This window comes from Lentzea xinjiangensis (assembly GCF_900110955.1).
GTDB lineage: Bacteria > Actinomycetota > Actinomycetes > Mycobacteriales > Pseudonocardiaceae > Lentzea > Lentzea xinjiangensis.
In genome coordinates, this window is sequence record NZ_FOFR01000009.1 from 85,846 (window position 1) to 99,084 (window position 13,239).

Annotated in this window: 13 protein-coding genes; 11 read left to right on the top strand and 2 right to left on the bottom strand. The window is 71.9% G+C overall.

The features are described 5' to 3' along the window. Positions 1–56 precede the first annotated feature (56 nt). The 3 genes from BMW88_RS20325 to BMW88_RS20335 are packed head-to-tail and all read left to right on the top strand — an operon-like array spanning position 57 to position 3,195. On the top strand, positions 57–614 hold the full coding sequence (locus tag BMW88_RS20325) for a hypothetical protein (RefSeq protein WP_089952884.1): 558 nt from the start codon (positions 57–59) through the stop codon (positions 612–614). Continuing rightward, positions 601–1,818: an MAB_1171c family putative transporter gene (locus BMW88_RS20330; RefSeq protein WP_089952886.1), complete on the top strand. Its 1,218-nt coding sequence runs from the start codon at positions 601–603 to the stop codon at positions 1,816–1,818. Before BMW88_RS20325 ends, BMW88_RS20330 begins: the two co-directional genes overlap by 14 nt. After that, positions 1,819–3,195 (top strand): NAD(P)/FAD-dependent oxidoreductase, encoded by a 1,377-nt coding sequence (locus BMW88_RS20335; RefSeq protein ID WP_089952888.1) that lies wholly within the window; start codon positions 1,819–1,821, stop codon positions 3,193–3,195. Here BMW88_RS20335 and BMW88_RS20340 read toward each other — a convergent pair. Then, on the bottom strand, positions 3,179–3,652 hold the full coding sequence (locus BMW88_RS20340; protein WP_089952889.1) for a VOC family protein: 474 nt from the start codon (positions 3,650–3,652) through the stop codon (positions 3,179–3,181). The two genes, BMW88_RS20335 and BMW88_RS20340, sit on opposite strands and share 17 nt — an antisense overlap. An 80-nt stretch (positions 3,653–3,732) precedes the next feature. Here BMW88_RS20340 and BMW88_RS20345 point away from each other — a divergent pair, with 80 nt between their 5' ends. After that, positions 3,733–4,686 (top strand): helix-turn-helix transcriptional regulator, encoded by a 954-nt coding sequence (locus BMW88_RS20345; protein ID WP_089952891.1) that lies wholly within the window; start codon positions 3,733–3,735, stop codon positions 4,684–4,686. 324 nt (positions 4,687–5,010) lie between these two features. On the opposite strand, the gene BMW88_RS20350 is transcribed toward BMW88_RS20345, so the two are convergent. Continuing rightward, a complete protein-coding gene (locus BMW88_RS20350) occupies positions 5,011–5,490 on the bottom strand; it encodes a DUF4262 domain-containing protein (RefSeq protein ID WP_089952893.1) in 480 nt (159 codons plus the stop codon). A 180-nt stretch (positions 5,491–5,670) separates the two neighbouring features. On the opposite strand from BMW88_RS20350, the gene BMW88_RS20355 reads away from it, so the two are divergent. The 7 genes from BMW88_RS20355 to BMW88_RS20385 all read left to right on the top strand — a co-directional run bounded on the left by BMW88_RS20355 (position 5,671) and on the right by BMW88_RS20385 (position 13,208). Continuing rightward, entirely contained in the window at positions 5,671–8,745 is a 3,075-nt protein-coding gene (locus BMW88_RS20355) for a TIR domain-containing protein (RefSeq protein ID WP_089952895.1), read from the top strand. Between the two features lie 181 nt (positions 8,746–8,926). Then, a complete protein-coding gene (locus BMW88_RS20360) occupies positions 8,927–9,346 on the top strand; it encodes a sigma-70 family RNA polymerase sigma factor (RefSeq protein WP_281249426.1) in 420 nt (139 codons plus the stop codon). Continuing rightward, complete coding sequence (locus BMW88_RS20365; RefSeq protein ID WP_089952899.1) at positions 9,339–10,379, top strand: tetratricopeptide repeat protein; 1,041 nt, start codon at positions 9,339–9,341, stop codon at positions 10,377–10,379. Before BMW88_RS20360 ends, BMW88_RS20365 begins: the two co-directional genes overlap by 8 nt. A 59-nt stretch (positions 10,380–10,438) precedes the next feature. Beyond that, positions 10,439–11,242, top strand: coding sequence for an SAM-dependent methyltransferase (locus tag BMW88_RS20370; RefSeq protein WP_089952900.1), 804 nt, complete (start codon positions 10,439–10,441; stop codon positions 11,240–11,242). A 16-nt stretch (positions 11,243–11,258) separates the two neighbouring features. Continuing rightward, entirely contained in the window at positions 11,259–11,687 is a 429-nt protein-coding gene (locus BMW88_RS20375) for a very short patch repair endonuclease (protein ID WP_245777929.1), read from the top strand. Positions 11,688–11,781: 94 nt separating this feature from the next. Further along, on the top strand, positions 11,782–12,288 hold the full coding sequence (locus BMW88_RS20380; protein WP_089952902.1) for a SigE family RNA polymerase sigma factor: 507 nt from the start codon (positions 11,782–11,784) through the stop codon (positions 12,286–12,288). Further along, entirely contained in the window at positions 12,285–13,208 is a 924-nt protein-coding gene (locus tag BMW88_RS20385; protein ID WP_177221208.1) for an LCP family protein, read from the top strand. Before BMW88_RS20380 ends, BMW88_RS20385 begins: the two co-directional genes overlap by 4 nt. Positions 13,209–13,239: the final 31 nt, after the last annotated feature.

Consider the following 13,239-nt stretch of genomic DNA (forward strand, 5'->3'; position numbering starts at 1 on the left):
CCGGCGTGAAGTTCTCCGCGTGGGCCGCTGCAGACGACATCGAGAGGAGGCGACGGGTGAACCGCAGGAAACTGCGCAGGCTGGTCGACGAGGTCGCGCGCGACCTGGACCTGCCGCCCGACGCCACGCACCGGGACGCGAGCCGCCGGGTCTGCGAGCTGATGAGCGAACGCCTGGGACGCCGGGTCGACGTGCGCTTCGCCGCCATCACGAACGCGGTGTGCCTCAGCGGCGCGACCGCGTTGCTCGAGAACGGCACGTACCTCGTGATCTGCGCGGACTCCCCGTCCTGGTACCACCGCCTGCACGTGCTGCTGCACGAGTTCGCGCACGTGCTGCTCGCCCACCAGCCCGTCGCGCTGAGCCGCGACGAGGGCATGCGCAGGCTCGCGCCGCACCTGCTGCCGCGCATGGCGAAGATCATCGCCGGCCGGACGACGCTCACCGAGGACGAGGAGCGCGAGGCGGAGAACCTCGCCGACCACCTGCTCGAACGCCTGACCGAACACCGGGTGTGGGCCGACACGGCCGCTTCCGAGGAGCCCGCGCACGTGCGGCGGGTCGCCGAGTCCCTCGAAGGAAGATCCCGCTGGGTGCGTCGTGGCGATCTTTAACCTGATCTACCTCTCGTGCGGTGTGGTCGGCCTGCTCCTGCTCGCGTACAAGATCCGCGCCCTGCGGGCCGGCTGGGGCAGCCCGCGAGTGGTCGCGTTGATCTCCACCGTGTTCTTCTCGGCGTTCGCCGTGCTCCTCGCCGCGCCCGCGAACGTCACCTGGATCAACTGGGTCAGCGGCATCCCGAACTTCGCCGCGTTGCTCGTCTACAGCCTGGTGGTGTGCTTCGCGGGTGCGTCGTTCGCGCTGGTGCTGTACTGGCGCTACCCGGCCGCCCAGGCGTGGCAGCGGGTCCGGCTGATCCTCGTCGGCTACGGGTCGATCGTCGCGGCGATGGTCGTGCTGTTCTTCAAGTCCGAGGTCGGGGAAGAGCGGCAGGTCGACTTCGACACGTTCTACGCCACGCAGCCGACGGTGGCGGTGTTCCTGTTCGTCTACCTCGTGGCGACCGGCGTCGGCTGCGGTGGCCAGGCGTACCACTGCTGGCAGGGCGCGCGCGACGAGGCGATCTCCGCACGGCCGTGGCTCGCGCGCGGCCTGCGCTGGTACTGCTTCGCCGGGCTCTTCCCGGTGGCGTTCGCGGTCATCAAGCTCTTCGTGCTGTTGATGGACTGGGCTGGCGAGCGCAGCTTCGACGTGCTGAGCCTGACCGCGCCCCTGATGGCGTCGCTGTCGATCTTCCCGCTGGTGATCGCGATGGCGCTGCCGGTGTTCGGGCCGCGCCGACCGTCGCCCTCGCTGTGGCTGCGGCGCTGGCGGACCTACTTCGCGTTGCGGCCGCTGCACAGGGCGCTGGTGCACGTGAACCCCGGCATCGTCCTGGTGGCGCCCGGCAAGTTCCTCAACCCGCACCACCGGGTGCGCCGGCAGATCATCGAGCTGAACGACTGGCGCTGGGCGCTCACGCCGTACTTCGACCTGAGCGTGGGCGAGGCCGCGACGTCACTGGCGCGCCAGGCGGCGCTGCCCCAGGACGAGGTGGCCGCGGTCGTGGAGGCCGCGCAACTGCGGGCGGCGGGCACCTCCGGCGGGCGGTCGCGGCCCGCCCAGCGCCGGCCGGCCGCGGAGATCGTCGACGGCACGGACCTCACCGCCGAGCACGACAGGTGGGTGCGGATCTCCCGCGCGTACCGGCACTCGCCGATCGTGGACGCCGCCGTCGCCGACGCGGCCCGCGCCGAAGCAGCAGGGGGAATCGACTAGATGGCACCCACACACGCCGTTGTCCTGGGCGGAGGGCTCTCGGGCATGCTCACGGCGTCCGTCCTCGTCCGGCACTTCGACGAGGTCACGGTGGTGGAGCGGGACAAGCTGCCGGACGGGCCGGCACCCCGGTCCGGCGTGCCCCAGGCCCGGCACGCGCACCTGCTGATGTCCGGTGGCGCGCGGGCGATCGACGCGCTGCTGCCCGGCACGCTGGACGCGCTGGTCGCCGCCGGCGCGCACCGGATCGGGGTGCCGAACGACCTGGTGTCGCTGAGCGCCCAGGGATGGGTGCCGCGGTTCCCGGAGATGCAGTTCATCGTCTCGTGCAGCCGCACGCTGCTGGACTGGGTGGTGCGCAGCCAGGCGTTGCGGGACAACAAGATTTCGGTGCTGACCGGGACGGAGCCGGTGTCGTTGCCCGGTGACCGGCAGGCGGTGACCGGGGTGCTGGTCGAGGACCGGATCTCGCGCGAGCGGATCACGCTGGAGGCGAACCTCGTCGTGGACGCGACCGGGCGGGGCTCGCGGCTGCCGTCCTGGCTGGCCGAGCTCGGCCTGCCCCCGGTCCACTCCGAGTCGGTCGACTCCGGACTCGCCTACGCCACGCGGATCTTCCGCGCGCCGCCGTCGGCCGCCTCGGGTTTTCCGATCGTCAACGTGCAGGCGAACCCGCGTGACCCGCATCCGGGGTGCACGGCGACGCTGCTGCCGATCGAGGACGGCCGCTGGCTGGTCACGCTGTCCGGGACGCGCGGCGGTGAGCCGTCGACCGACGAGTCGGAGTTCGTGGCCTTCGCGCGGTCCGTGCGCAATCCCGTGGTGGGTGACCTGATCTCCTCGGCGGAGGCGCTCTCACCGGTGTACGGCTCGCACAGCACCGCGAACCGGCGGAACTTCTTCGAGCGCGCGAAGTCCTGGCCCTCCGGGCTGCTGGCGCTGGGCGACTCGGTGGCGACCTACAACCCCGTGTACGGGCACGGGATGTCGATCGCGGCGCAGAGCGCGCAGGCGCTGGACGCCGGTCTCGCGGCGGGCCACGGCGCGCAGCGGATCCAGCGCGACATCGGCAGGGTGGTCGACGGGGCGTGGGCGATGGCCACGAACCAGGACATCCTCTACCCCGGCGCGGTCGGCAAGCCGCTGCCGTTGCTGGGCAGGGTGTTGCAGCGCTACGTGGACCGGCTGGTGCGCACGGCGACGACGGAGGCCCCGGTGACGCGGGCGTTCATCGACGCGTTCACGCTGTCCGCGCCGATGGCGAACCTGATGAGCCCGAAGGTGGTGTGGGCGACCATGCGCGGGCCCCGGAGGTCAGCGCCGCCGGAGCCGACGCTGACCGCGGCCGAGCGCGAGCGGGTCACCTCCGCGGAGTGAAGTCCACGCTCTGCACGTAGTTCATGGCTTCCTGGAACGCCGGATCCCCCATCCTGGCGTTCATCTCCTCGCCCGTCGGCTCGGCGACGCGCTGGTGCAGCCACCACAGGTTGCCGAACGGGTCGGCGAACCGGCTGACCCGGTCACCCCAGAACAGCTCGGTCGGCTCGGTGACCGTGGTGGCGCCTCTGGCCGTGGCTCTGGCGAGCGTCGCCGCGTCGTCCTCGACGTACAGGCGCAGGAACGCCGGGGTGGCCGGCCAGTCGGGCTGGTCGAACAACATCACCACCGAGTCGCCGATGCGCACCTCGGCGTGGCCGATCCGCGGCGCCTCGCCGACGCGCCCGATCTCGGTCGCGTCGAAGACGCCGACGATGAAGTCGATCAGTTCGGCCGTGTGGCCGCGGGTGATCAGCCACGGCGTCACGGTGTGGTAGCCCTCGGGTACAACGTTCATCGGTCTCTCCTCTTCTCCTGGCGAGACCGTAGGACCGATGTAGGACGGCTCCGGTCCTACATCGGGCCTAGGTTGGTGCCATGAGTGATGCGGCCCGGTTGTTGCGCCTGCTGTCGTTGCTCCAGACGTCCCGGGAGTGGCCCGGCAGCGAGCTGGCCGACCGGCTGGGCGTCACCTCGCGCACCGTGCGCCGCGACGTCGACCGCCTGCGCGACCTCGGCTACCCCGTCGAGGCCTCGATGGGCGCGCTCGGTGGCTACCGGCTCGTCGCGGGCACGGCGATGCCCCCGCTGCTGCTCGACGACGAGGAGACCGTCGCCGTCGCGGTCGGCCTGCGCACGGCAGCCAGGCAACCGGTGGCGGGCATCGCCGAGGCGTCCCTGCGGGCGCTCGCGAAGCTCCAGCAGGTGCTGCCGCCCCGGCTGGCCCGGCGGGTCTCGTCGCTGACGTCGGCCACCGCCACCTCCGCGGCCTCGTTCGCCGCGCTGGTCGACCCGGCGCAGCTCGCGGTGATCGCCGCCGCCGTGTCAGCCCGCGAACGGGTGCGGTTCGCCTACGTGACGAACGAGAACGTGGTCGCGAAGCGGCACGTCGAACCCGTGCGACTGGTAGCGCTCGGCCGGCGCTGGTACCTCCTCGCCCATGACGTGGACCGTGATGACTGGCGCATCTTCCGGCTGGACCGCATCTCCTCGGCCCTGGCCACCGGGACGCGGTTCCCACCCCGCGTGCCGCCGGGCGGGGACGCGACGGAGTACGTGACGCAGAAGATGTACGACACGGCCCCGACCTACCGGGCCCGCGCGACCCTGCGCCTGCCCGTGGAGCTGGCACGGGCACGACTGGCGGACTTCGTCGGCGACCTGACCGCCCTCGACGACGGCTCCTGCTCGTGGCACAGCGTCGAGGACACCATCGAGTACCTCGCGTTCCGGCTCACCCTGCTGGGGTGCGAGTTCACCGTGCACGGGCCGGTCGAGCTGGTGGACCACCTCCGGGAGCTCGGGCAGCGGATCGGGCGGTCGGTGGGATAGGGACGGCTTCTCGGCGGTTCAGCGGGGGCCTGGGCACGGAAGGTGCCGGGTGGTGCGAGGGTGGCCGGCCAACGGTGAGCGGGCCGGTTCGACGAGGTGCCAGAGCCGATCGGCACCCACTCGCGAGGCAACTCCTCAACGCAGCAGCAGAGCCGATGTGCCCGCGACCCGACCAACCAGGACACCGCTCACCCGCACCGCGCCGACATCCCGTCTCCCGTGGGAGCACCCGGCCGCGCCCTGGCCCGCAAGCCGATGCCGCCCATGAGCCGACCGCAGAGGCGAGGCCCCTCCCGATGTGACCAAACCCCGCCCCGGCGCCCCTCACCCGCCCCGCCGCCCAGCCCTCACGCCCAGCACCGGCTGCCCGCCCGGCACTCCGGCGTAGTCGCGGTCCCAGGGCCACCGCCCGCCCTCATCGGCGTGCACGAGCTGCAAGGCGTCGATCCCTTCCCCGTACAACCGCGCGGACACCAGCAGGTGCGCCCACGGTCGCGCCACCCGCACGACCTCCAGCAACGGCCCGCCCGGCAGGCTGAAGCGCTGTCCCGCGGACGGCACGCAGGTGTGGACGAGGTGTTCGGCCGTGTCGTCGAGGAGGCGGCCCGCCGCGAGAACGGCCATGCCCGTCACGACCAGCTCGGGCAGGCCGCGCGGGGTGAGGCCCACGGTGTAGGCCCAGGGCGGGTGGGCGCGGTCTCGTTCCACGGCTTGGACGGCCCAGCCCCGCGCGTCGATGCAGCGGCGCAGCGTGGCCAGGTGTTCTTCCACGCGGCTGGCGGGGTGGTCGCAGTCTGAGCACATGGTGGTCTCCTCGGATCGGTGGTGGACCCAGTGTGCCGACGAGCACCGACAAGATCGTTCGGGCGATTCGTTGACAGAAAGTGGACAAACGATTTGTGGGCCGTCTGGATCGTTAACCTGCGACGCACGGAGGAGTGTCCATGCGCCGATCGAGCACCGCCGAGCGCATTCCGCGCCACCGTGACACACCTGTCCACGCTGGAGATTCGCGACGTGACGGCGGACCGGATGGAAATCGGGCCAGGCACGCCCCTGGCGAAAGCGATCAAGGCGGCTCGGTCGGCTGCCCTGCGCGGCAACGTGCTCGGGGTCGACCTCGCCTACGCGAGGGCCGCGAAGATCAGCCCGGCCGTCGCCCACGACCACTGCGCCGCCCTGCTCGCGCTCGGCGCGCTCGGCAGAGCCGCCCAGCGCTGCGACGAGTACCTGATCAGCAGCGACGACACCGAGCTCAGGATCCTCAGGGCCCGGATCCGCAGTGCCGCGACCGACCACGCCGCGGCGGCGCAGGAGGTTCGCGAGCTGCGCAAGCGCCGGCTCACCGAGCTCCAGCAGGCGGTGCTCGCACGGGTGGCCGCCCTGGCCGCCGCGGACCGCTGCGACCACCCGACGGCGGAGAGCGAGCTGGACGCCGCGGAACGGCACTTCCGCCGGGCCGGGCGCCGCGAGCACCTCGAAGACGTCGGCAGGGACCGGCTCCTGCTGGACGTGCGCAGGGGCACGCGGGTGCCCCAGATCGAGGGCCGGTCCCCGCGCACCCCCGCCGAGTACCTGCACCGGGCGGCGGCGCTGCGGCGGGAGATCCGGTACGACGAGGCGCTGGCGCTGATGACCAGGTGCGCCACCGCCTACCAGGTCGAGCCCGCGCTGCGGTTCCCCGTCCTGCACGAGCTGACCGTCCTGCTGGTGCTGACCCGGCAGGCGGGCGCGGCGCGCAAGCTCTTCCCGCTGCTCGTGGCCACGGCGGGACCGGAGGTGATCTCGAAGCTCCCGGACGGCACCCGCGCGCTCGGCCTCGAACGCCGCCTGCTGCACGTCCGCCGGTTGGTCGCCGACGGCGAGCTGCTCAAGGCGGAAGGCCTGCTGGGTGAGGGGAACTCCGCCCTCTGGCACCTCACCGCGGCCGAGCTCGCGTACGCCGCGGGCCTGCTCGACCGGGCCGTCCACCACTTCCGCACCGCCGCGAGCCGCGCGGACCACGCCGAGCTGAAAGCGCTGGCGCTGCGCAAACTCGGTGACGCGCACGCCGACATCGGCGACGAAGACCAAGCCGTGCGGCACTGGATCGAGGCCTACGACCTGGAGAAGGACATCGCCGGTCAGCAGCACGGCCCGAGCGCCAGGCTGCGGATGCTGCGCGCCGCGCCGGACGAGGACGACGGCCGCGTGCTCGCCGCGGTGCGCCGATTACGGCGTGACGGCCGGAAAGCGTTGGCGGGGCTGGTGGTCGCGATCGAGGCCGCACGTGGCGGATCCGAGGACCTCCCGCGGTTCACCGACCTGCGCGCGGCCAGGCGGTGGCTCGGCAAGACGACCAGGCACCTGCCCCGCGACCAGGCCGTGTGGATGGTGCACGCGACACCCGGCCAGCTCCACCACGTGATCATCAGCCGCCGGACGACGACTCACGTCACGACCGACGTCCACATCAGCGACCTCACCGCCACGATCCGCCGCCTCAGGACCTGGAAACCCCGGTACGACCAGGCGGTCCTCGGCGCGCTGGTGATCGAGCTGACCGCGTTGATCGCGGTGGAGGACGTCGTCGCGGCCCTGCCGCCGAAGACCACCCGGATCGCCGTGGTGGTGGGCGAGCTCCTCGCCGGCCTCCCGCTCGCCGGCCTGCCGGTTCCCGGCACCGACCACTTCCTGGGCGTCACGCACGCGCTGTCGACCTTGCCGCGGCTGTCCGCGCTGCCGGTGCTGAAACGCCGCTCCCGCAAGCAGAGGGGCGACGAGTCGGCGACCTTCGCCGAGGCCGCGGACCTGGCACGGGCCTTGAGCGAACACCGCTTCCACCGCGTCCGCATCAACGCCCGCAGCGCGCACGACCACATCAACCGCGATCAGTCGTGGCTGGAGTTCGGTGACACGCGGGTGTCCGAAGAAGCGTTGGCGGACATGGACTTCAGCACTTGCGGCACGGTGGTGCTCGGCGCGTGCGAGGCCGGCTTCGCCCGCGCGGCCATCACCGCGGGCGCGGGAGCGGTGCTCTCGGCGCGCTGGGCCGCCGATGACGACGCGGCGGGGAAGGTGCTCGCCGCGTTCGACCGGCACCTGGCCGCACTGCCCCGCGACCAGGCCCTGCAACGCGCCCTGGGCGAGGTCTCCGACCGGCACCCGGCCGACTGGGCGTGCTGGTCCCTGCACGGCGACGCGGGCGTTCAGACAGCAGCGGGCCCGCTCCGCAGAAGACTCAGGAAGATCGGAGAACCCGTGCCGCTCGAAACCCGTCCCAAGGTGTTCCTGTCGTTCGCGGGCGAGGATCGCGCGCACGCCGAGAAGCTGCGCGCCGACCTGGAGGCCCGCAACGTCAACGCCTACCTCGACGAGGACGGGACAGCACCCGGCGACATGGCGGCCGCCACCGTCGCCGAAGCCTTGGCGCCCTCCGACTACCACGTCCTGCTGTGGTCGGCGAACACCGCGCACCGCAGGTTCGTCACGGAGGAGTGGACCACGGCCTTCGCGCTCGAGCTGACCCGGCGGCGGGCCTTCCCGTTCATCGTGCGGCTCGACGAGGAACCGCTGCCGCCGCTCCTCGTGCCGCGCAAGCACTTCGACCTCTTCGACGCGGCCGAGCGGCTCGTCGCGACCTGGCGCGCGGACCGCAAGTCGGAGCTACCGGTGTTCCCGCAGCCAGTGCCGCCCGCGCCGCACGGCCCGGCCGTCGCGATCTCGGTGCGCAGCCACGACCTCGGCGTCACCCACATCGTCATGACGCCGCTGCACGTGACGGGCGCCGAGCTGTACCGGACGGTGTTCGACGCGTTGCGGCTGCCGACCGAGCAGGCCACGTTCGACGGCACCACCGGGATGCGCTTCTCCTACGAGCTCTACCGGCAGAACGAGTCGATCCCGGCTGACGAGTCCGTTGTGGAGCTGCCATCCGGCGTGGTCGACATCGCCGTCCGCGTCGAGCCGCTCGGCCACACCGGCGAGGAGCCGCACCCGGACGACGAGGACGGCGAGGGGTTCGACGTCGACCGGCAACGCATGTTGCTCGTCGCCGCGTTCCGGCACCTCCTCCCCTGATAGCGCCGATCGGGTGAACGTGCGTGTCGGACTCAGCCTTTCGCGGCTTCAGCGCCTGTCACCGGTGAAGGTCGCCTGAGGGCGGTGAAGGACACCGGCGGACGTTGAAGGGGAAGGCCGTTGAGCGCATCGGAGCCGGACCAGGGCTTCGCCGAGTTCTTCCGCCGCCTGCCTGCCCGTCCTGACCAGGACGTTGACGGCGCTGACCGGTGACACCCGCGCGGTGGACGACGTGGCGCAGGACGCGCTGGTGATCGCACGGCACCGTTGGGCCGACATCAGCACGTACGACAAGCCCGAGGCGTGGGTGCTGAAGGTCGCCATCCGGCTGATGCGCCGCTGGCAACAGCGGTACGAGCGCGAAACACCGCTGGTCGCGATGCCCGACGTCGCCGAACCCGTGCATAACTTGGAGGCGCTGCACTCCGCCCTGCGCGAGCTCTCCCCGAGGCACCGCGAGGTGGTGGCCCTGCACCACCTGCTCGGCTACTCCGTCAGCGAGATCGCCTCGGTGCTCGTGGTCGGCGAGTCGACCGTGCGGACGCACCTCACCCGCGGCCGGGCCGAGCTGCGGCGGATTCTCGGAGGCAGTGATGAGTGACCTGCTGGCCCGGTTCGAGCTCGACGAGGCCGTCGAGCGGATCTACCGCCTCGGTGAGGCCGCGGAGGGCGCCGGGAACCCGCGCGAGGCCGCCCTGCACTTCCGCGTCGCCGCCGACCAGCACCTCGGTGACGCCGCCGTGCGGCTCGCGCGGGCGCTGTTCGCGCTCGGCGAGGTCGCCGAAGCCGAGCACTGGTGCTCGGTCGCCGTGGCCGACGGCTTCCCCGAGGCCGCGGAGCTGGTGCAGGAGAACGCCTCCGCGCGGCAACGGTTCCTCGAGCACGCGGCCCGGATCACGGTGGGCGCACCCACGTTCGACTGGCTGCCCGCCGGGATGCCGGCGAGCCGCATCGAGCCGTCGGCCATAGCGGCACGCACACGAGCGCTGCGCGCGCTGGACCAGCAGTACGGCGGGGTCGCCTGCCACGGCTCCGTTCTGGAGCACCTCGCCCTGGTGGAACCGATGATCGTCATCGGTGACGAGGAGATGTGGACGGCCGTCGCCGAGGTGCACGAGCTGGCGGGCTGGACCGCGTTCGACAGCGGCCTGCCCGGCACGGCGCTGCCGCACTTCGAGCGCGCGCTGACCCTGGCGCGGCAGGCGGAGAACGAGGCGCTGATCGCCTCCGTGCTCACGCGCGCGGGCCGGATGTTCCTGCACCACAACGCACCCGACGACGCGGTGAAGGCGTTCCAGCTCGGACTGGTGGCCGCGCACAACTCGTGGGCCGACCGGCGCGACCTGAGCGAGCCCGAGCGGGCCATCGCCTCGCTCACGACGAAGGTGAGCACGTACGGCGAAAACCGCGTCCGGGCCCGCACGATGACGTTGACCGCGTTGGCCCGCAACCACCTCGCCGTCGGGAACACGGCCGCTGCCAGGGCATTCGCCGAAAGCGCGCTGGCCGGTGCGGTGCACCTGCGTTCGGTGCGCGCCGACGACCAGCTCCGGTGGCTCGCGGACGAAGCGCGGGTCGCGGGCGCCTCGGTCCTGGTGGAACAGATCTCGGCCCGTTTCGCACGATCCGGCTGACGCACATCACCCGATCCGAGGCGCCACACGCCTGCGCGCACACGGGTAGGTTCTCCCCCATGTCCGAGCCTTTCTCTTGGGTACCCGCCGGGATCAACACGGACGTGCCGAGCGCGGCACGGGTCTACGACTTCCTCCTGGGAGGTGGCCACAACTTCGCGTCGGACCGCGCGGTCGGCGAGAAGGTGCTGCAGATCCTGCGCGACGGCCGCGCCATCGCCTCGTCGAACCGCTCGTTCATGCGCCGTGCGGTCCTGCTGATGCTCGAGCAGGGCATCACCCAGTTCCTGGACCTGGGTTCGGGCATCCCCACGGTCGGCAACGTCCACGAGATCGTGCAGCAGGAGAACCCGGACGCACGGGTCGTCTACGTCGACCACGACGAGGTGGCGGTCTCGCACAGCCAGCTCATCCTGGAGGGCAACGACAACGCGGGCGTCGTGCAGGCGGACATGTGCCGGCCGCAGGACGTGCTGGCCGACCCGGTCGTGAAGGACCTGATCGACCTCTCCCGGCCCGTCGGCCTGCTCATCGTCGCGGTGCTGCACTTCGTGCCGGACGCCAAGGGCCCCGCCGGGATCGTCGCCCGCTACCTCGACGCCATGCCGTCCGGCAGCCTGGTCGCGCTCTCGCACCTCACCGCCGACTTCAAGCCCGAGGAGATGGGCGGCGTCGTCGAGGCCATGAAGCACAGCAGCGACCCCATGTACTTCCGTTCGTTCGCGGAGTTCGAACCGATGTTCGCGGGCATGGAGGTGCTCCAGCCGGGCATCGTCCCGGCGCCGAAGTGGCACCCGGAGCTCGGCCCGGCGGGAGAGGGCGGTCCCGAGGACGTCTACGTCGGGCTCGGCCGCAAGCTCTGAGCTCGGCCGAGGGAGAATGCCCGGCGTGGAGCCGCTCGAGACCGCGCCGGGCGTGCGGGCCCGGATGAGCAAGCAGAAGACCCGCGACACGCGGATCGAGGTCGAACTGCGCCGGGCGCTGTTCGCCGGCGGGCTGCGCTACCGGGTGCACCGCAGACCGGTGCAGGGCGTGCGGCGGGAAGCCGACATCGTCTTCACCTCGGCGAAGGTCGCGGTGTTCGTCGACGGCTGCTTCTGGCACGGGTGCCCCGAGCACGCGACGTGGCCCAAGAACAACGCCGAGTTCTGGCGGACGAAGATCGAGACCAACCGCCGGCGCGACCTCGACACGGACCGGAAGCTGGCAGACGCCGGCTGGCTGGCCGTGCGCGTGTGGGAGCACGAGAGCCCCGCGGTTGCGGCCGCTCGCGTGCACGAGATCGTGCTGAGCAGGCGGACGACATAACCAGTGTGACCCAGGCCACAGAAGTCGATGCAGCGAACCGAGGCAGCGAGGTGGTTTCCCGAACCGCACACGACCACGAGAAGAAGGGGGCGGCGTGGGGTTCGACCAGTTCGTCGCTGATCGGCTGGACCGGCTGCTGAGGTACGCCACCGCGATCACCTGCGACAAGCACCTGGCACAGGACATCGTGCAGAACGTACTCATGCGCGCGCAGAGCAAGTGGGAGCGCATCGGAGCGATGGATGCTCCCTACCTCTACGTGAAGCGCATGGTGACCAACGACTACCTGTCGTGGCGTCACCGCAAGGCCGCGCGTGAGATCGCCGTGGAACGCGCTGAGCTGGCCAGGCACGTGCCGTCGATGGCCGATCCGGCTGACGCGCACGTTGAACGCGAGGCCATGCGCGCACGGATCGCCGTGCTGCCGCGCAAACAACGTGCCGCGTTGGTGCTGCGGTTCTACGAGGACTGCGGTGACGCGGAGATCGCGCAGGTGCTCGGGTGCACGGAGTCCACTGTGCGCAGTCAGCTGTCCCGGGCGCTGCAGACGTTGCGCGCCCACGAACTCGCCCGGTCCACCACCCTGGGGGTGCACTCGTGAACGACCTGATCCGCCAGGCCATCGCCGCCGAGGCCGAGGAGCGCGCCGACGCCGGGACCGTGCTGGCCGGGCTGCGCGAGCGCCGGAAGAGCCGCAAGCCGTTCGGGCTGATCGTCGGCGTCGCGACGTTGACGGTGGCCGCGGCGGCCGCGGCCGTCATCGTGCCCACGACGCTCAGGAAGACCGATGCCGCGCCGGCGGGGCCGCCTCCGGCCGGTCCGCAGAACGTGCTGCTCATCGGCACCGATGACCACGACAACACCGACGCGCTCGTGCTCGCGCGCTTCGGCGGTGACGGGTCTGTCAGCGCCGTGTCGCTGCCACGCGACATCCAGGTCGGCGACGGCAAGCTCAACTCGCTGTTCCGGCAGGACCCGCGGCGGCTCACCGCGGAGGTCGAGCGGCTGACGTCGGTGCGCGTCGACCACTACGCCGCGGTCAGGATGGCCGAGTTCGGCCGGATCTCCGAGCTCGTCGGCGGTGTCGACGTCTGCCTGCACGCCGCGACGGAGGACCCGCTGACCGGCGCCTCCTTCCCCGCGGGGCGGCAGACGCTCTCGGGTGAGCACGCGCTCGCGTTCCTGCGCCAGCGCATGGGCCTCCACCAGGGCGACCTCGACCGGGTCCGGCGGCACCAGGCGTTCCTGATCGGGCTGGCGGCCAGGATCAGCAAGGACAACGCGCTGGCCCTCGCGGCCGAGGTGGGGAAGTCCGTCCGGGTCGACGAGGGGTGGGACGTGCTCGCCTTCGCGCAGCGGTTCCAGGGGCCGGTCGAGATCCGCACGGCGACGCTGCCGGTCGGCGACCCCGTCGACACCACGAGCGGTCAGGGGCTGTCGGCCGATCCGGCGCAGGCGAGGCAGTTCGTCGAGAAGCAGTTCGGCGGCGAGGGGAGCACCCAGACCGGGTGCGTGGCCTGATCTTCACCCCGATGCAGCATCAAGTCGCCCG

Excerpts from the sequence above, each read along its gene's own strand:
- BMW88_RS20365 (WP_089952899.1), top strand. The coding sequence starts at position 9,339 with ATGAGTGACCTGCTGGCCCGGTTCGAGCTCGACGAGGCCGTCGAGCGG.
- BMW88_RS20350 (WP_089952893.1), bottom strand. The coding sequence starts at position 5,490 with ATGTGCTCAGACTGCGACCACCCCGCCAGCCGCGTGGAAGAACACCTG.
- BMW88_RS20335 (WP_089952888.1), top strand. The coding sequence starts at position 1,819 with ATGGCACCCACACACGCCGTTGTCCTGGGCGGAGGGCTCTCGGGCATG.
- BMW88_RS20340 (WP_089952889.1), bottom strand. The coding sequence starts at position 3,652 with ATGAACGTTGTACCCGAGGGCTACCACACCGTGACGCCGTGGCTGATC.
- BMW88_RS20345 (WP_089952891.1), top strand. The coding sequence starts at position 3,733 with ATGAGTGATGCGGCCCGGTTGTTGCGCCTGCTGTCGTTGCTCCAGACG.
- BMW88_RS20375 (WP_245777929.1), top strand. The coding sequence starts at position 11,259 with ATGCCCGGCGTGGAGCCGCTCGAGACCGCGCCGGGCGTGCGGGCCCGG.
- BMW88_RS20370 (WP_089952900.1), top strand. The coding sequence starts at position 10,439 with ATGTCCGAGCCTTTCTCTTGGGTACCCGCCGGGATCAACACGGACGTG.